This window comes from Protofrankia sp. CiP1_Cm_nod3, from assembly GCF_982290655.1.
Map to the genome: position 1 here is coordinate 67,133 of NZ_CEVIVD010000004.1, position 17,395 is coordinate 84,527.

Consider the following 17,395-nt stretch of genomic DNA (forward strand, 5'->3'; position numbering starts at 1 on the left):
CCAGCCTCAGGCCAGCCTCAGGCCGGTTCGAGGAAGAAGCTGGTGAGCTGGGAGGCGAGCTCGGCCGGTACCCGGGCCCGCAGGACCGTGCCGGTCGCCGTGTGCTCGAGGCCGAGGACCTCCCCGCGGGCGTACACCCGGGAGACCAGGTCACCGCGGGTGAACGGCAGCAGCACGCACACCTCGACGTCGGGGTGGGGGACGCGCTCGGTCAGCTCCGCCACCAGGGCGGCCAGCCCCTCCCCGGTGCGCGCCGAGACGAGGAGCGCGCCGGGGACGGCGCGGCGCACCCGGGCGAGCACGTCCGGGCCGGCGGCGTCGATCTTGTTCACGACCAGCAGCTCGGGGACGTCCCCGGCGTCGATGTCGTTGATCACGGTGCGGACCGCGGAGATCTGTGACATCGGGTCGGGATGCGAGCCGTCGACGACGTGCAGCAGCAGGTCGGCGTCGGCGACCTCCTCCAGGGTGGAGCGGAACGCCTCCACGATCTGGTGCGGCAGGTGGCGGACGAAGCCGACGGTGTCGGCGAGGGTGAACGTCCGGCCGTCGGGCAGCGTGGCCCGCCGCACGGCCGGGTCCAGCGTGGCGAACAGGGCGTCCTCGACCAGCACCCCGGCGCCGGTCAGCCGGTTGAGCAGCGAGGACTTGCCGGCGTTGGTGTAGCCGGTGATCGCGACCGCGGGGATGCCGCTGCGCTGCCGCGCCGAGCGTTTGGTCGTCCGGACCGTCTTCATCCCGGCGAGCTCCCGGCGGAGCCTGGCCATGCGCGTGCGCAGCCGCCGCCGGTCCGTCTCGATCTTCGTCTCGCCGGGGCCGCGGGTGCCGATGCCACCACCGGCGCGGGACATCGACTCACCCCAGCCACGCAGCCGCGGCAGCATGTACTGCAGCTGCGCGAGCTCGACCTGGGCCTTGCCCTCCCGGGAGGTGGCGTGCTGGGCGAAGATGTCGAGGATCAGCGCGGTCCGGTCGATGACCTTGACCTTGACGACGTCCTCCAGCTGGCGCAGCTGGCCGGGGGTCAGCTCACCGTCGCAGACGACGGTGTCGGCGCCGGTGGCGGTGACGACGTCGCGCAGCTCACGCGCCTTGCCGGAGCCGACGTACGTCGCCGAGTCGGGAGTGTCCCGACGCTGGACGAGCGCGTCCAGGATGACCGAGCCGGCCGTGGCCGCCAGGGCGGCGAGCTCGGCCATGGAGGTCTCCGCCTCGGCGGCCGTGCCCGAGGTCCACACCCCGATGAGGACCACCCGCTCCAGCCGGAGCTGGCGGTACTCGACCTCGGTGACGTCGTCGAGCTCGGTTGCCAGGCCTGGTACCCGGCGCAGTGCCAGACGGTCGGCGAGGTCGAGCGCCTCGCCGGAGGCGTCGAAGAGGGCGGGAAACGTCATGTCGCTGCCTCCTTTATCGCAGGCTCCCACGTCCGTTCCGGGGCCGCGACCGAATTTTCTCGACCGGACGACGGTGGTTCCCGGTCAGATGACGGCGGCCATGCTGGCGGTGCCGGTGGCCCGGTCACCGCGGTCGGGCGCGGCGCGCCCGGCGCGTCCCGTGCCGCTGGCCGGCCGGGAGCGCCCGTGGCGCCGGTTCGGCCGGCCGCGGCCCAGGGCGATCATCCGGGCGTCGTCGGTGGGGACGGGCGGGCAGAACAGGCGGCCGGCTCCCCGGTCACAGTGCATCGCCGCCAGCCGGGACGCCGTGACCGCGCTGTCGACGCCCTCGGCGGTCACGACCAGCCGCCGCCGGTGGGCCAGTGTGATGATCGAGGCCAGGACAGCCTCGCCCTCCAGGTCCCGCTGCATCGCGTGCAGGAAGCGGCCATCGATCTTCACCATGTCCAGCGGCAGGACGTCGAGGGTGGACAGCGACGCGTACCAGGTGCCGAAGCCGTCGACGCCGATGGCCGGCCCGAACGAGCGCAGCCGGGCCAGCAGCCGGGGCACCCCGACGCGCGCGAGGCCGAGGGTCTGTTCGGTGAACTCCAGCCCGAGCGCTCCCGGCGGCAGCGCACGGCCGTGCAGGAGCTGTTCCACCTCGATCGCGAAACCGGGCCGGGTCAGCTGGTCGGCGGTCACGTTGACCCACAGCCGGGGCGGGCGGATCGCGGTTCCCGCGGCCATTTCGTGCCATGTCCGGGCCTCGGCCACGGCGGTGCGTAACACCCAGCGGCCGACCTGGTCGGACAGGCCCGCGGCCGCGGCGGCCGGCATGAACTGCGACGGGTTCATCAGCCCCCGGTCGGGATGGTGCCAGCGCAGGAACGCCTCCATCCCGGGGACCGACCCGGTGCGCAGGTCGACCTCGGGCTGGTAGTGCAGTTGTAACGACCCGTCGTCGAACGCGGCACACAGGGCCGGGACGAGGTTCAACTCGATCGCGGTCACACATGTCTCCAGACGACGGGTGTCTCCAGCCGGCGGGAAGAACGAGCCACGGAGTCGTCGCACGTTCAGGCCGAGTCGACCATGCCCGCCACCTGTTCGACGTCGGGACGGTCCAGCCAAATTATGCGAGGATCGCGCCGAAACCACGACCTTTGTCTGCGTGCAAGTCGGCGCGTCGCGGCGATTGTCGCGAGCCGGGCCGACTCGGCCGAATCGAGCGCGCCGTCGAGCCAGGCGAGAACCTGGGCGTAGCCCAGCGCCCGGGACGCGGTGGGGCCGTCCCGCAGGCCCATGTCGACGAGGGCGCGGACCTCCTCGATCATGCCGGCGGCCCACATACCGGCCACCCGGCCGGCGATCCTCTCGTCGAGCTGCGGGTGGTCGATGCCGAACTGGACCACGTCGTAGACCGAGCGGTGCTCCGGCAGGGAGGCGGTGAAGCCGCCGGTGAGCTCCACCACCTCCAGCGCGCGCACGATACGCCGGCCGTTGCCAGGCAGGATGGCCGCCGCCGCCGCCGGCGCCCGCGCGGCGAGATCGGCGTGCAGCGCGGCCGGGCCCCGCTCGGACAGCTCCCGCTCCAGCCGTCCCCGTACGGCCGGGTCGGTGCCGGGGAAGGCGAGGTCGTCGAGGACGGCCCGGACGTAGAGCCCGGAGCCGCCCACGAGCACCGGCGTGCGGCCGGCGGCCAGCAGGCCGTCGACGGCCTGCCGGGCCAGCGCCTGGTAGGACGCTACGTCGGCGGCGCGGGTGACCTCCCAGACATCGAGCAGGTGATGGGGGACACCACCGCGTTCCGCCGGCGGCACCTTGGCGGTGCCGATGTCCATCCCGCAGTAGAGCTGCATGGAGTCGGCGTTGACGATCTCACCGCCCAGCTCGGTGGCCAGCGCGATCGCCAGGTCGCTCTTGCCGGCCGCTGTCGGCCCGACGACAGCCACGACCCGGCCGGCGCGGTGCCGGTCGACACCTGTGCCCATGCTCACTCCCGGGAGGATCAGACCCGGCGAAGAACCGCGACGATCCGGCCGAGGATCGTCGCACTGTCACCCGGAATGTCAGCATAGGCCGGATTCTGCGGCTCGAGCCAGACGTGGCCGTCACGACGGCGCAGCGTCTTGACCGTCGCCTCGCCGTCGATCATCGCGGCGACGATCTCGCCGCTGTCCGCGACCGGCTGCTGGCGGACGACCACCCAGTCGCCGTCGCAGATCGCGGCGTTGACCATGGAGTCCCCGACGACCCGCAGGGTGAACAGGGTGCCCTCCCCCACGATCTCGCGGGGGAGCGGGAAGACCTCCTCGACCGCCTGCTCGGCGAGGATCGGCCCACCCGCGGCGATGCGGCCGAGGACCGGCACATAGGCCGCCTGTGCGGGGCCAGCCGCCGACGAGCCTGCCGCGAGCGTACCAACGGCGGGCGCCTGGCGTGGCACGGGGCGTACCGGTGCCTGCGCGGAGAGGACCTCCATGGCCCGCGGGCGGTGCGGGTCGCGGCGCAGGAAGCCCTTCTCCTCCAGCGTCTTGAGCTGGTGCGCGACGCTGGACGTGCTCGTGAGCCCCACCGCATCGCCGATTTCCCGCACGCTCGGCGGGTAGCCTCGGCGCTCGACGGCGTCGCGGATCACCTCAAGCACCCTGCGCTGGCGGGGGGTCAGGCCCGTGGCGTCCGCCGGCCCGTCCGGCAGGTCGCGCACGGAGCCGCGGGGTGGCCGGCCGCGGCGGGTGCGGTTGTCGTCGGTGGTCATCCCTGCCGTACTCCTTCGTTGTCGGTCATGGCAGACTTGCGCTCCCGGCATATCCGACGTTCTGCCGTGAACCGGAGCTGGCGGCCACGACCTGGATCTGACCTGAATCTGATCGCTACGACCGTAACCGCCGCGGCCGGATATCTCAAACGTCTGTTCGAGCGTGTCACGACGATTCCGTCGGGACCGTGCGGTACAAACTCGATCAGACGTTCGATCGAACGGATGTTCTTTGATCATGTTGTTGGAAGTGGTATGTGCTGGTGGAAGTTGGGGAGGTGGACGATGCGGGCGTCGGCTGAGCCTCCGCTGCGGCTGACCGGGCGGGGCCGGGTTGTCCTGATTGTCCTGGTCATGCTGGTGTCCTGCCTGGTGCTGTCCGTGGCCCGGGTGACGTCGTCGGCCGCGCCGACCGGGGACGACCGGCCGGTGCGCGTCCACGTGGTGCGTTCCGGGGAGACGCTGTGGGGCATCGCGCGCGCGCTGGCTCCCGACGGTGACACCCGGGTGGTCGTGGCCCGGCTGGCCGGCCTCAACCGGCTGGAGACGACCGATCTCGTCCCCGGTCAGATGCTCCGTCTGCCGTGACGGGCCTGCCATGACGGGCCTGTCATGACAGGTCCGCATGAAGGGTCTTCTGTGATGCATGTGTCATGAGGTTCCGCGGGTGGGCCAGCTTGCCAGCTCGTGGTGTCCGGTCCTAGTGTTGACCACAACATCTTGTAGTTACGTGGCTGTAAGTCGACAAGATCTTGGAGGTTGTGCGTGCGGTGTCCGTTCTGTCGGCACCCTGACAGCAAGGTTGTCGACAGCCGGGAGGCCGAGGAGGGCGCCGCGATCCGTCGCCGTCGGTCGTGCCCGTCCTGCGGCCGTCGTTTCACGACGATCGAAGAGGCGTCACTGCGAGTCATCAAGCGCAGCGGTGTCACCGAGCCGTTCAGCCGCGGGAAGGTGATCGCCGGCGTGCGGCGGGCATGCCAGGGGCGGCCGGTCCAGGCGGACGCGCTGGCCCGGCTCGCCCAGCTGGTCGAGGACACGCTGCGTGCCTCGGGGGCCGCCGAGGTCGCCTCGGACGAGATCGGCCGGGCGATCCTCGGGCCGCTGCGGGAGCTCGACGAGGTCGCCTACCTGCGGTTCGCCTCGGTGTACCTCTCCTTCGACTCGCTGGCGGACTTCGAGACGGCGATCACCGACCTGCGCGGGCGGGCCGACCGGGCGCCGTCGTAGCCACGCACCCCGACGCGACAGACAGCTGGTGAGAAACACCATCCGACCGACGCCAGACGAGGAGCGCCATGACCGACAACCGTGGCACGAAAGCGACCAAGGCCGCCCCCAGGGCCGGCACCAAGGCCGCCCCCAGGGCCGCTGGCCTGCAGGTGCGACGCGTCAACACCTCGCCGGGCGTCCACCCCTATGACGAGGTCACCTGGGAGCTGCGGGACGTCGTCATGACCAACTGGCGCGACGGCTCGGTCAACTTCGAGCAGCGCGGGGTGGAGTTCCCCGACTTCTGGTCGGTGAACGCCACGAACATCGTCACGAGCAAGTACTTCCGCGGCGCGCTCGGCAGCTCCGCCCGCGAGTGGTCCCTGCGCCAGCTCATCGACCGGGTCGTGCGCGCCTACGGCGCGGCCGGCACCGAGCACGGGTACTTCGCCTCGCCGGCGGACGCCGAGATCTTCGAGCACGAACTGACCTGGATGCTGCTGCACCAGGTGTTCAGCTTCAACAGCCCGGTGTGGTTCAACGTCGGCACCCCCGCGCCGCAGCAGGTCTCGGCCTGCTTCATCCTCTCGGTCGACGACACGATGGAGTCGATCCTCAACTGGTACCGGGAGGAGGGGCTGATCTTCAAGGGCGGGTCGGGCGCCGGGCTGAACCTGTCGCGTATCCGATCGTCGAAGGAGCTGCTGTCCTCCGGCGGCACCGCTTCGGGCCCGGTGAGCTTCATGCGCGGGGCCGACGCCTCGGCCGGCACGATCAAGTCGGGCGGCGCGACCAGGCGGGCCGCGAAGATGGTCGTGCTCGACGTCGACCATCCGGACATCGTCGACTTCGTCGAGACCAAGTCCCGCGAGGAGAGCAAGATCCGTGCGTTGCGGGACGCCGGCTTCGACATGGATCTCGGCGGCCGTGACATCGTCTCGGTGCAGTACCAGAACGCCAACAACTCCGTGCGGGTGACGGACGAGTTCATGCGGGCCGTCGTCGACGACGCCGGCTTCGACCTGCGGGCCAGGCTCGACGGGCGCACGATCGAGACCCTCCGGGCCCGGTCGCTGTTCCGCTCCATCGCCCAGGCGGCCTGGGACTGCGCGGATCCCGGGATCCAGTACGACGACACGATCAACGACTGGCACACCTGCCCGGAGTCCGGCCGGATCAGCGCCAGCAACCCGTGCAGCGAATACGTGCACCTGGACAACTCCAGCTGCAACCTGGCGTCGCTGAACCTGATGAAGTTCCTGCGCAAGGACCTCAGCTTCGACGCCGACGCGTTCGTGGCGGCCGTCGAGCTGATCATCACGGCGATGGACATCTCGATCTGCTTCGCGGACTTCCCGACTCCGGAGATCACGCGGGTGACCCGGATGTTCCGCCAGCTCGGCATCGGCTACGCCAACCTCGGCGCGCTGCTGATGGCCACCGGCCGCGCGTACGACTCCGAGGGCGGCCGGGCCATGGGCGCGGCCGTCACGTCGCTGATGACCGCGACGGCCTACCGCCGCTCGGCGGAGCTCGCGGCGGCGCTCGGGGCCTACGACGGCTTCGCCCGCAACACCGACGCCCACCGCCGGGTGATCCGCAAGCACGCCGCCGCCACGGACGCCGTCCGCACGGTCGGGGTCGACGACGCCCGGGTGCTCGCCGTCGCCGCCCGCGAGTGGGAGCGCGCCCAGGGCGTCGGGGAGAAGCACGGCTGGCGCAACGCGCAGGTCAGCCTGCTCGCCCCGACCGGCACGATCGGCTTGGCGATGGACTGCGACACCACCGGCATCGAGCCCGACCTCGCGCTGGTGAAGATGAAGAAGATGGTCGGCGGCTCCAGCATGCGGATCGTCAACCAGACGGTTCCCGCCGCGCTGCGCGCTCTCGGCTACGCCGAGGAGACCGTCGAGGCGATCGTCGAGTACATCGCCGAGCACGGTCACGTCATCGACGCCCCCGGCCTGCGCCGCGAGCACTACGAGGTCTTCGACTGCGCGATCGGGGAGCGGGCCATCAGCCCGATGGGCCACATCCGGATGATGGCGGCGGTCCAGCCGTTCCTGTCCGGCGCCATCTCCAAGACCGTCAACATGCCCACGTCGGCCACGGTCGAGGACGTCGAGCAGATCTACCTGGAGGGGTGGCGGCTCGGTCTGAAGGCGCTGGCGATCTACCGGGACAACTGCAAGGTCGGCCAGCCGCTGTCGGACCTGCGCGGCGCGAAGCGGTCCGTGACCGGGGGCGCGGGCGAGCAGCCGGCCGCACAGCCCGCCGCCGCACAGCCCGGGGAGCACCGTCCGGTCCGGCGCCGGCTGCCGAAGATCCGCCAGTCGCAGACCGTCTCCTTCACCGTGGGCGGTGCCGAGGGGTATCTGACCGCCGGGTCGTATCCCGACGACGGGCTCGGCGAGGTCTTCATCAAGATGTCGAAGCAGGGCTCGACCCTCTCCGGCGTGATGGACGCGTTCGCCATCGCGGTCTCGATCGCGCTCCAGCACGGCGTCCCGTTGGAGACCTACGTCCGCAAGTTCATCAACATGCGCTTCGAGCCGGCCGGCATGACCGACGACCCGGACGTGCGGATCGCCCAGTCGGTGATGGACTACCTCTTCCGTCGCCTGGCCCTGGACTACCTCCCCGAGCAGACCCGCGCGGAGCTCGGCGTCCTCAGCGCGCGGGAGCGGGCCCGCCAGCTCACCGGCCAGCACGGCGGGGCCGGCCAGCCGGACGCGGTGGAAACGGACACGGTGGAGACAGCCGACGCCGGGCCGGCCGAGGCGACCGGCTCCGCGACGGCCGGGCCCGCGGCGAACGAGGCGGCGGCGGCCGGTGCCGCGGCGGTGCCGACGGTGCCCGCCGAGACCGGTCACACCCACCCGGTGGGCCTGTCGGCCCGGGAGGTGCGGGGCGAACTGCCGCGCAGCGTCCCACCGGGCGAGGCGCTGTCGGCGCAGAACGTGGTGGACGCGCCGCTGTGCTTCACCTGCGGGGTCACCATGCGTCCCGCAGGCAGCTGCTACGTGTGCGAGCAGTGCGGCTCCACCAGCGGCTGCAGCTGAGACCGGGCGGTATCGCGGCGGGATGCGGTATTTCGCCTGATCTAGATAGCCTTCGGCTGTCGAGCCGTCGCAGGACCACGCCGAGCGCTGTCCGTAGAGTTGCGTTGATCGGGTTGTGGTCGGTAGGCAGCGGAGGCCGGTGCGTGGACGAGATCGACTCGCTGGAGGGGGCGACCCTGGTCAGGGTGCTCTCCCAGCTGCGCACCGGCTTTGAATACCGTCCGAGTGCGTTCCCGGCCTCGGTCGCGCTGTGCGGGCTGCGGGACGTTCGCCACTACAAGGTCGCCGCCGGCGGCAGCCCAGAACTGTCCGGGGGGCCGAGCCCGTTCAACGTCATCGTCGAGTCGCTGCGACTCGGTGACTTCACGCTGGACGAGATCCACGATCTTTACAGTCAGCACACGGCAGAGACCGATCGGGTGTTCACCGATGAGGCCGTGGAGCAGGTGCACCGGCTGACCACGGGCCAGCCCTGGCTGGTCAACGCGCTGGCGGCCGAGATCGTCGACCGGATGAAGGTCCCGGTCACAGAGCCGGTCTCGGTGGAACACGTCAACGCTGCCCGGGAACGGATCATCCAGGCCCGGCCAAGTCACCTCGACTCACTCGTCCGCCGGCTCCAGGAGCCGGCGGTACGCCGGGTTCTCGAGCCCGTTCTCGCTAGCACCGACGAGCCGGCCGACCTGACCTGCTCGGACGACCGGTCCTATGCACGCGACCTCGGCCTGGTCGCCGAGACGCCCGACGGCGGCCTGCGGATCGCCAACCCGATCTACGATGAGGTCATCGCCCGCGCGCTGGCCGAGATCGTCGTGCGTGACCGGGGGCGCTTCCAGCACCGCGGGACTTCGTCCGCCCCGACGGCCGTTTCGACGTGCCGGACATGCTGACCACGCTCGCCCGCTATTGGCGGAACAACGAGCCAATGCTCAGGGTGAAGAGGCCCTACCGGGAGGCCATCCCGCACGCCATCTTCCTGAGCTGGCTCGACCGGGCTGTGAACGGCGACGGTGACGTCTTCCGGGAGTTCGCCGCCGGCGGCGGCTGGGCCGACATCCATATGACCTGGCGCTACACCGCCCCCGATGGCACCAGTGCCGAACAGCACGAGGCTTTCGAGGTGAAGACCCACCGCCCCGGCTACGCCGACCCGGTCAAGGAAGCGATGACCCAGCTCGACGGCTACCTCAACCACCTCAGCCTGGCCTCGGGCTACATCGTCATATTCGACCAGCGCCCGCGGCCGGAGTCCGCCGCCGACGGCCCGCTGACGACCCAGACCAGCCCGGCCGGCCACACCGTCACCATCGCCCGCCTCACGGTCCCGCCCTCACCCGGCGAACAGCCTGCGGCCTCGTCGTCGTAGCCCACGCCACAGCGCCGCCTCGCACCGAATCGATCTTGACTGCCGCGGGAATACCGCAGATCACGAATATGTGCCTTCCGCCAGTATCGCGGGAGCCGGTGGACCCGGCGCGGCGGCTGGTCAGCCGCCGTGCCGGGTCAGGTGCTCCCCGTCCGCGCCCGTGCGGGCGGACGGCAGGCGGTGGGCCGGTTTCCGGCCGTCGAGCAGGTCCAGGAGCAGGGCTGCCGTCCACGAGAAGTGGTTGCTGCCCACTCCGGTGCCGTCGAACGGTGAGTAGTACTCGTACAGGCCCTCGGAACCGGCGATCATCGAGATCGTGTCGGCGCGCAGCCGGTCGGCGAGCTCGCCGCGGCCGGCGCGGTCGAGCCCGTCGGCGAGCAGCCAGTTCATGTTCACCCAGACCGGGCCCTGCCAGTAGCAGCGGGGCTGGAAGTCGGGATCGTCGGTGGGGGTGCTGGCGATGCCGTGGGCCGGCCAGAACCGCGGTGCGGTCATCCGGCTGACAAGATCCTCGACGCCGGCGGGGGGCACGACACCGGCGTACAGGGCGAGGAAGCCGGCGATCGTGGGCCTTCGGATCAGCCGGCCGGAACGCGCGTCCCGGCTCCAGTACATGCCGTCGGCGAACAGGGCGGGCAGCGCCGCCCTGGTCCGGCGGGCCGAGCGCAGCAGCTGCGCGGGCAGCTGTTCGCCGATGTCGGCGGCGATGTCGCGCAGGTGGTCGTTCGCGCGGGCGAGAATCGCGTTGAAGGCGACATCCTGTACCAGCGGGACGCGGGACGCACGAATCCGGCTGAAGTCGTAACGGGCGTCGCGTAGCTCCCCGACCAGGTGGTAAAGGGTGAACAGGTCGGTGGCGGACAGCCGCTGGTCGGACGGAACCTCCTTGTTGTCCCGGCGCAGGGCGTCGAGCGCGCCATCCCCGTTGAGCCGGCGGATGAGCTTCAGGGGGATGGGAGCCGCCCTGCGGGTGAGCTCCATCCAGGCGGGGGTGTTGTCCATCCCCGACTCCCACGAGTGGACCAGAGTGACCAGCCCGGTGTCGTCGGGGTCGCGTTCGCGGTACAGCCAGCAGTGGTAGCGCAGCAGGCCCGGATAGACCGCCCGGTAGAACTCGCGGCGCCGGGCCGGGTCGAACACCTCGCCGACGCGGACGACAGCTTCGGCGATCATCGGCGGCTGGGTGACGCCGGTGGTCTGCACGTGCCGCGGGCCGGCGTCGACGAGGTCGGAGCGCCACCGGTCGGGCCCGGCGTGGTAGCTGCCGGAGCCGGAGAAGATGACGTGCGGGATCATCCCGTTGAGCCACTGGCCCTGCAGCAGCGCGAGGATTTCCCGGCTGGCCCGTCCGGGGTCGACGTGCCGTAGCCCGATGGCGATGAAGCAGCTGTCCCACAGCCACTGGTGGGGGTAGAGCGTCGGGGAGGGCCGGGTCGCCTCGCCCAGATCGTTGTCCCGCAGTACCTCGATCGCGGACGTTCGGAGTTCGGCGAGCACCTCGGACGACAGGGCCGGCGATGACATCGTGTGAGGGTACCGGGGCCGGTGGCCGGTAGCGCCGGAACCTCGTGGCACCTTCGTGATCTCACGTACTCTCAGTGACGATTGTTACGGTCTGTCCACATTGTTGTGGTCATGTTGGTGGAAAATTGGGGCTAGTCTCGTTCTCGACAGCGCGGACGTGGAGAACTGAAGAGATAATTAGTTATTCGTGACACACTGGCCGATCCGCGGAGTAGTCTTCGCGACAGCGGGTGCGGCGTCCCGAGGGTGAGGGTCTACACTGCTTCGTAGACCCGGCGATCGCTTACGTCCGGTTGTGTCTGAACGCGGAATGGGAGAGACGTCCCCAGGCGTTGCCCATACGTGCAAGCACCAAGACCCGTCACCCGCACCGACCTTCGGATCTGCTACTGATGACGCTGCCTGCCCTCGAACTTCATGAGCGCTCCGATGAGCCGCGTACGCGTGCCGTGAGCACGCGACGGACTCGTCGGTCATCCACTCCTGCCCGCACGACGCCCAGCCGCAGCTTGGCTGCCGTGCCCGATGATACCGACGAACTCGACGTCACTCAGGTCGCCGAGCTCGTCGCGCGTGGACGTGAGTCCGGCGAACTCAGCCGTGCCGAGCTCCGTGAGGCACTGGAGACCGCCGATCTCGGTCTTGAACTGCTGCCTGTCCTGGTCGCCCGGCTGACCACACTCGGGGTCGAGGTTCTCGACGAGGAAGAAGAGGAGGCGCCGGGCGGGGCTGCGGCCACGCGCGCGACGTCCGAGCACGCCGGGACCGCCGACCTCGTCCGTATGTACCTGCGTGAGATCGGCAAGGTGCCGCTGCTCAACGCCGCGCAGGAGGTCGAGCTGTCGAAGCGGGTCGAGGCCGGGCTGTTCGCCGAGCACAAGCTCGACACCGACCCCGACCTGGCTCCGGAGCTGCGCCGGGACCTGCAGACCCTGGTCCGCGACGGGCACGCCGCCAAGCAGCAGCTGGTCTCGGCGAACCTGCGCCTGGTCGTCTCGGTCGCCAAGAAGTACAGCGGCCGGGGCATGACCCTGCTCGACCTGGTCCAGGAGGGCAACCTCGGCCTGATCCGCGCGGTCGAGAAGTTCGACTACGCCAAGGGCTACAAGTTCTCCACCTACGCCACCTGGTGGATCCGGCAGGCCATCGGCCGAGCCCTGGCCGACCAGGCCAGGACCATCCGGATCCCGGTACACGTGGTCGAGCAGATCAACAAGATCACTCGGCTGCAGCGGCAGCTCGTCTCCACGCTCGGCCGGGAACCGACCGACGAGGAGCTGGCGCTCGAGCTCGACATGCCGATCGAGCAGGTCGTCGAACTGCGGCGGTACGCGCAGGACACGGTCAGCCTGGAGACCGCGGTCGGCGACGACGGCGACTCCGTCCTCGGTGACTTCATCGAGGATGCCGACGCCACCTCGCCCGCGGACGCCGCATCCTACGGCGCCATGCAGGATGAGATCGAAGGCGTGTTGAGCGGGCTCACCCCGCGTGAGCGTGAGGTGATGCGGCTGCGGTTCGGCCTCGCCGACGGCAAGCAGCACACCCTCGCCGAGGTGGGCAACCGGCTGGGGCTGACCCGGGAACGGATCCGCCAGATCGAGCGGGACACCCTGCGCGAACTGCGCAAGCCGGCGGTCGCGAGCAGGCTGCGGGAGTTCCTCGACTAGTTGCCCCGCGTACGGCTGGTTTCCGCGTAGAACGCGTACGACGTGACGATCCCCTGCCCGGGTAGTTGACCGGGCAGGGGATCGTCACGTCGTAGGACCGGTCAGCGGACCGGTCAGCGGGTCGTCGGCGGCATGAACGGCAGCAGCGCCTGAGGGTTGGCGACGGCGCCGAGGCTGACCGCGCGCTCCAGCGGCTCGCCCAGCAGCAGCCGTCTGACCGGCACCTCCAGTTTCTTGCCGTTCTGGGTGCGCGGGACCTCGGCGATCTCCTCGACGCGGTCGGGCACGTGACGGGGGCTGAGCTCACGGCGGATCGTGGCGCGCAGCGTCCCGGTGAACGCGTCGTCGAACACCACGCCGCCGGCCAGGCAGACGTAGAGGACGAGCTCCCCACGCCGGCCGGCGGTCGAGGTGTCGATGACGATACTTTCGGTCACGCCGGGGATGCTCTCCACCACCTGGTACAGCTCGGCGGTACCGATCCGGACGCCCGCGCGGTTCAGCGTGGCGTCGGACCGGCCGTGGATGGACACCGCCCCGCTGGCGGTGATGCTCGCCCAGTCCCCGTGCCGCCACACGTCCTCGTAGGCCGAGAAGTAGGTTGCCCGCAGCAGCGAGCCGTCCTCGTCCCCCCACAGGGCGACCGGCATGGACGGCATGGGGGCGGTGACCACCAGCTCGCCGACCTCGTCGACGACCTCCTTGCCCTGCTCGTCGAAGGTGGTCACCGCGCAGCCGAGCCCACGCATGGGGATCTCCCCGGCGCGCACCGGCAGCGTCGGCAGGCCGAGCACGAACGCGGTGCACACCTCCGTCCCACCGCTGATGGAGGACAGCATCAGGTCGTCGCCGACGGACTCGTACACCCAGGCGTACGTCCGCGCGGGCAGCGGCGCGCCGGTGGATCCCACGGTGCGCAGCGCCGAGAGGTCGGCGATCTCACGGGGGACCGTGCCGGAGCGCGCGCAGTCGGTCAGGAAACCGGGGCTCGTCCCGAAACAGGTGACTCCGGTGGCCTCGGCCAGCCGCCAGAGGGTGCCGGGGCCGGGGAATTTCGGACTCCCGTCGAAGAGCACCACGGCCGCGCCGGCGAGCAGGCCGGAGACGAGCAGGTTCCACATCATCCAGCCGGTGCTCGTCACCCACAGGAAGCGGTCGTCCGGCCCGATGTCGAGGTGGAGCACCAGCGTCTTGAGATGTTCGAGCAGGATGCCGCCGTGACCGTGCACGATCGGTTTGGGTTTTCCGGTCGAGCCGGAGGAGTACAGGATCCACAGCGGCGCGTCGAACGGGAGACGGTGGAAGGCCGGGACGGCGTCGTCGCACCCGGCGAGCAGGTCCTCCCAGGCCAGCAGGCCCGGCAGGCCGGTGGCGCGGGCCCGGTCGAGGGCGTCCGTGGCCAGGTAGGCGACGACGACGGTGGCGCGCAGGCCGGGCAGCCGCTCGGCCGCCTTGGCCAGCACGCCGAGCGTGTCGAACGACCTGCCGCCGTGGGTGTAGCCGTCGACGCCGATGAGCACGGTCGGGCGCACCTGGGCGAAACGGTCCGCGAGGCCGGTGGGCCCGAAGTCGGGGGAGCAGGACGACCAGACCGCCCCGATCGCGGTGGTGGCGAGCATGGCGACCACCGCGTGTATGCAGTTCGGTAGCACGGCGCAGACCCGGTCGCCCGGCCCGACCCCCAGCCGGCGCAGGCCCGCGGCGGCCGCCGCGACCTCGCGGCGCAGCTCGTCCCAGGACACCACGGCCGTGGTGGCGTCCTCGCGTACGGCGATCACCGCCGGCGCCGGCCCGTGGCGGGTCAGGGCGTTCTCGGCGTAGTTCACCCGGGCGGTCGGGAACCATCGGGCACCCGGCATCCGCGCGTCGGCGAGCGCGGGCCCGTCCCCGCGTTCGCCCTCGACCGCGCAGAAGTCCCAGACCGAGTCCCAGAAGCCGTCGAGATCGTCCACCGACCACTGCCACAGGGCGGTGGCGTCGGTCAGCCGTCGGCCCCGTTCGGCGGCCAGCCACTCGAGGTAGGCGGTGACCCCGGCGGCGCGGACCCGCCGCGCGGACGGCGTCCACAACAGTTGTCCCTCGATGCCGGTGTCCGCTCCGGTCTCCGGTGCGGGTCCGTGTTCGTTGCCGTGTCCAGCAGCCACGGACCCAGACCCTAACGAATCCCCGGCGACAGGGCCCGGCATGATCCTGGGCGTTTGGCCCCGGGCATTCATCACAATGGAACGACAAAGGATGTCGATAATGCGGCCCATGTTCCCGGGGAATCCGTTGGGCCCGATATGGCCGGGCCGGGCCGGCTACTGTCAGGGGCATGGGCGGGTGCTGCCCGGCCGGGCGGCCCAGGGCCGGCAGCGGCCGGGAGAGGACGGGCGGGACGCCGCCGGGCATGCGACGTCGCACATGCGATGCGCGCCACCCCTGTCGGTCGATGGACAGCGCACGGCCTGCCCGGCCCGGCACGATCGGGCGCATGAGGTGTCTTCCAGGCTCAGGGTGTGTCCCGGGCCGTCGAAGGTTTTGGGCACAACGGTGCCACACCGGCCACAATCGTCTCCCATGACGACGCCGTTCCTCGGGGAGCTTTCCGGACAGCCGCGGAGCGGGCCGGCGGGTGACCAGGCCGGCTGGAGCGAGGCTCACAGGGCCCACCGGACGAACGGCGCCGGCCACCCGGACGCGCAGAGAGCCGAGGACGCCGAGGTGGCCGGGGACGACGACGGCAGGGGCACCGCCGGGCGGGAGCCCGCCGAGGCCGGCCCGGGCGGGAGCCCGCCGCGGCCGCCCGCCGCGGTGGAACCGGTCATCACCCTGCTCGAGGCGCTGTTCACCCAGGCGCCGGCCGGCTTCGCCTTCTACGACACCCAGGGCCGCTACCTGCGGGTCAACGACGTCCTGGCCAGGCTGAACGGGCGGGCGCCCGGCGAGCACATCGGCCGCACCATGCCGGAGCTGCTCGGCGACATCGGCCACGAGATGGACCGCCTGCTGCGGCGGGTGCTCACCACCGGCGAGCCGGTGGCCACCTTCGAGGTCAGCGCCGCCACCGCCGCCCAGCCGCCGCGGATCTGGACGATGAGCTGGTTCCCGGCCACGGACGCCCATGGCGTGCCGCTGGGCGCGGCGCTCGTCGCCACCGACGTCACCAGGATCGGCGACACCCGGCACCAGCTGGCCCGCGGCGAGGCCCGGTACCGGGCGCTCGCGCGGGCCGGGGACACGGACGTGTTCCACGCCGGCGCCCGCGGCGCCCTGGACGTGGACATGCCGCGCTGGCGGGCCGCCACCGGCCAGAGCTTCCCGGAGATCGCCGGGGCGGGCTGGCTCGACGGTGTGCACGCCGAGGACCGGGACCGGGTCGCCGACGCCTGGCGCAGGGCTGTCGAGCAGCGCGCCGTCTTCGACGCCGAGTTCCGGCTCGACACCGCGGACGGGACGGAGCGGGTGCTCGTCATGCGGATCGTTCCTATTACTGAGGGTAATTATCCGCTGGAGTGGATCGGCGTCAGCCATGACGTGACCGAGGTCCGGGCCGCCGCGGCGGCACGGCACGCCGGCGGCCGACAGCTCCGGCACAGCTGGCACAACGTCCGGCGCGGACGGACGGGACGGACGGACCGGACGGGATGGACGGACCGGACGGGATGGACGGACCGGACAGGACGAGCAGGATGAACAGGACGAGCAGGTTCGCCTGGTCACGGCGGCATTGTCACGCGCTGTAAGCGTTGACGAGGTCGCCGTCGTGGTGCTCGACGCCGGCCGGCAGGTACTGGGGGCGAACGGGCGGGGGATCGCCCTGGTCGACGAGGTCGACAACTGCCTGCGTTTCCGGTCGCTGCTCGGTTACCCTGCGCTCCTTGCCCAGGCGTGGTCGGGGATCGGCCTGGACGCGTCCCACCCGGTCGCGGAGGCGGTCCGTGGCGCCTCGCCGCTGTTCCTCCTCGACCGGGAAGAGCTGACCGCGCGGTGGCCCGCGCCCGAGCAGGCCGCGGTCCTCGCCGAGGCCGACGAGCATGCCTGGGCGATCCTGCCACTGGCGACCGTCGACGCGCCGTTCGGCGTCCTGCTGTTCGGGTTCCGGGCCCGGCAGGCGTTCTCCGCGGCCGACCGCGCGTATCTGGCCGCGCTCGCCGACCAGTGCGCCCGGGCGCTGGAACGCGCGACGCTGTTCGAGCGCGTCCTGGCCGAGGCCCGCTCCAGCCGCCGGGCGGAGGAGACCGCCCGCACCGCCGCGGCCGCGGCCCGGGAGGCCGGCCGTCGCCTCGAGCTGCTCGCCCGGGCGACCGGGGCGGTCGGCAGCGCGCTGGAGGAGCCCGAGCGGGCCCTGCGGGCGCTCACCGACGTCATCGTGGGCGAACTGGCCGACTCGTGCGCGGTCTACCTGGTCGAGCCCGGCTCGGACGATCCGGCTGGCCCGGACGATCCGG

General features: G+C 71.3%; 14 protein-coding genes. 8 read left to right on the plus strand and 6 right to left on the minus strand.

The window, feature by feature from the left end; genetic code table 11:
* Positions 1-17: 17 nt before the first annotated feature.
* The 4 genes from hflX to lexA form a co-directional block, all read right to left on the minus strand.
* Complete coding sequence (gene hflX, locus AC5LUJ_RS02295) at positions 18-1,394, minus strand: GTPase HflX (RefSeq protein ID WP_250284674.1); 1,377 nt, start codon at positions 1,392-1,394, stop codon at positions 18-20.
* A gap of 84 nt (positions 1,395-1,478) precedes the next feature.
* A complete protein-coding gene (locus AC5LUJ_RS02300) occupies positions 1,479-2,387 on the minus strand; it encodes an EAL domain-containing protein (RefSeq protein WP_250284676.1) in 909 nt (302 codons plus the stop codon).
* A gap of 65 nt (positions 2,388-2,452) precedes the next feature.
* A complete protein-coding gene (miaA, locus tag AC5LUJ_RS02305) occupies positions 2,453-3,367 on the minus strand; it encodes a tRNA (adenosine(37)-N6)-dimethylallyltransferase MiaA (protein WP_250284678.1) in 915 nt (304 codons plus the stop codon).
* Between the two features lie 17 nt (positions 3,368-3,384).
* Positions 3,385-4,134, minus strand: a complete 750-nt coding sequence (gene lexA / locus AC5LUJ_RS02310; RefSeq protein ID WP_250284680.1) for a transcriptional repressor LexA — start codon at positions 4,132-4,134, stop codon at positions 3,385-3,387.
* A 285-nt stretch (positions 4,135-4,419) separates the two neighbouring features.
* Here lexA and AC5LUJ_RS02315 point away from each other — a divergent pair, with 285 nt between their 5' ends.
* From AC5LUJ_RS02315 to AC5LUJ_RS02335, 5 genes are all read left to right on the plus strand, one after another.
* Complete coding sequence (locus AC5LUJ_RS02315) at positions 4,420-4,722, plus strand: LysM peptidoglycan-binding domain-containing protein (protein WP_250284681.1); 303 nt, start codon at positions 4,420-4,422, stop codon at positions 4,720-4,722.
* Positions 4,723-4,899: 177 nt separating this feature from the next.
* Entirely contained in the window at positions 4,900-5,361 is a 462-nt protein-coding gene (nrdR, locus tag AC5LUJ_RS02320) for a transcriptional regulator NrdR (protein ID WP_250284683.1), read from the plus strand.
* A 68-nt stretch (positions 5,362-5,429) separates the two neighbouring features.
* Positions 5,430-8,405, plus strand: coding sequence for a vitamin B12-dependent ribonucleotide reductase (locus tag AC5LUJ_RS02325; RefSeq protein WP_250284685.1), 2,976 nt, complete (start codon positions 5,430-5,432; stop codon positions 8,403-8,405).
* A gap of 143 nt (positions 8,406-8,548) precedes the next feature.
* Positions 8,549-9,295, plus strand: a complete 747-nt coding sequence (locus AC5LUJ_RS02330) for a hypothetical protein (RefSeq protein WP_250284687.1) — start codon at positions 8,549-8,551, stop codon at positions 9,293-9,295.
* Positions 9,289-9,771, plus strand: coding sequence for a hypothetical protein (locus AC5LUJ_RS02335; protein WP_250284689.1), 483 nt, complete (start codon positions 9,289-9,291; stop codon positions 9,769-9,771). The genes AC5LUJ_RS02330 and AC5LUJ_RS02335 overlap by 7 nt, the downstream gene beginning before the upstream one ends.
* A 120-nt stretch (positions 9,772-9,891) precedes the next feature.
* Here AC5LUJ_RS02335 and AC5LUJ_RS02340 read toward each other — a convergent pair whose 3' ends face one another.
* On the minus strand, positions 9,892-11,295 hold the full coding sequence (locus AC5LUJ_RS02340; protein ID WP_250284691.1) for an amylo-alpha-1,6-glucosidase: 1,404 nt from the start codon (positions 11,293-11,295) through the stop codon (positions 9,892-9,894).
* 392 nt (positions 11,296-11,687) lie between these two features.
* Between AC5LUJ_RS02340 and AC5LUJ_RS02345 the strand changes: the two genes are divergently transcribed.
* Positions 11,688-12,965 (plus strand): RNA polymerase sigma factor, encoded by a 1,278-nt coding sequence (locus tag AC5LUJ_RS02345; protein ID WP_250284693.1) that lies wholly within the window; start codon positions 11,688-11,690, stop codon positions 12,963-12,965.
* Between the two features lie 113 nt (positions 12,966-13,078).
* Here AC5LUJ_RS02345 and AC5LUJ_RS02350 read toward each other — a convergent pair whose 3' ends face one another.
* Positions 13,079-15,109 (minus strand): acetoacetate--CoA ligase, encoded by a 2,031-nt coding sequence (locus tag AC5LUJ_RS02350; protein ID WP_250284696.1) that lies wholly within the window; start codon positions 15,107-15,109, stop codon positions 13,079-13,081.
* A gap of 415 nt (positions 15,110-15,524) precedes the next feature.
* On the opposite strand from AC5LUJ_RS02350, the gene AC5LUJ_RS02355 reads away from it, so the two are divergent.
* Both AC5LUJ_RS02355 and AC5LUJ_RS02360 read left to right on the plus strand, forming a co-directional pair.
* Positions 15,525-16,640: a PAS domain-containing protein gene (locus tag AC5LUJ_RS02355; protein ID WP_493464379.1), complete on the plus strand. Its 1,116-nt coding sequence runs from the start codon at positions 15,525-15,527 to the stop codon at positions 16,638-16,640.
* Between the two features lie 70 nt (positions 16,641-16,710).
* Positions 16,711-17,395 (plus strand): GAF domain-containing protein (locus tag AC5LUJ_RS02360; protein WP_493464380.1); only part of this gene is annotated, 685 nt, incomplete at its 3' end.

Excerpts from the sequence above, each read along its gene's own strand:
- hflX (WP_250284674.1), bottom strand. The coding sequence starts at position 1,394 with ATGACGTTTCCCGCCCTCTTCGACGCCTCCGGCGAGGCGCTCGACCTC.
- AC5LUJ_RS02315 (WP_250284681.1), top strand. The coding sequence starts at position 4,420 with ATGCGGGCGTCGGCTGAGCCTCCGCTGCGGCTGACCGGGCGGGGCCGG.
- AC5LUJ_RS02325 (WP_250284685.1), top strand. The coding sequence starts at position 5,430 with ATGACCGACAACCGTGGCACGAAAGCGACCAAGGCCGCCCCCAGGGCC.
- AC5LUJ_RS02335 (WP_250284689.1), top strand. The coding sequence starts at position 9,289 with ATGCTGACCACGCTCGCCCGCTATTGGCGGAACAACGAGCCAATGCTC.
- lexA (WP_250284680.1), bottom strand. The coding sequence starts at position 4,134 with ATGACCACCGACGACAACCGCACCCGCCGCGGCCGGCCACCCCGCGGC.
- AC5LUJ_RS02345 (WP_250284693.1), top strand. The coding sequence starts at position 11,688 with ATGACGCTGCCTGCCCTCGAACTTCATGAGCGCTCCGATGAGCCGCGT.
- miaA (WP_250284678.1), bottom strand. The coding sequence starts at position 3,367 with ATGGGCACAGGTGTCGACCGGCACCGCGCCGGCCGGGTCGTGGCTGTC.
- AC5LUJ_RS02355 (WP_493464379.1), top strand. The coding sequence starts at position 15,525 with ATGACGACGCCGTTCCTCGGGGAGCTTTCCGGACAGCCGCGGAGCGGG.
- AC5LUJ_RS02340 (WP_250284691.1), bottom strand. The coding sequence starts at position 11,295 with ATGTCATCGCCGGCCCTGTCGTCCGAGGTGCTCGCCGAACTCCGAACG.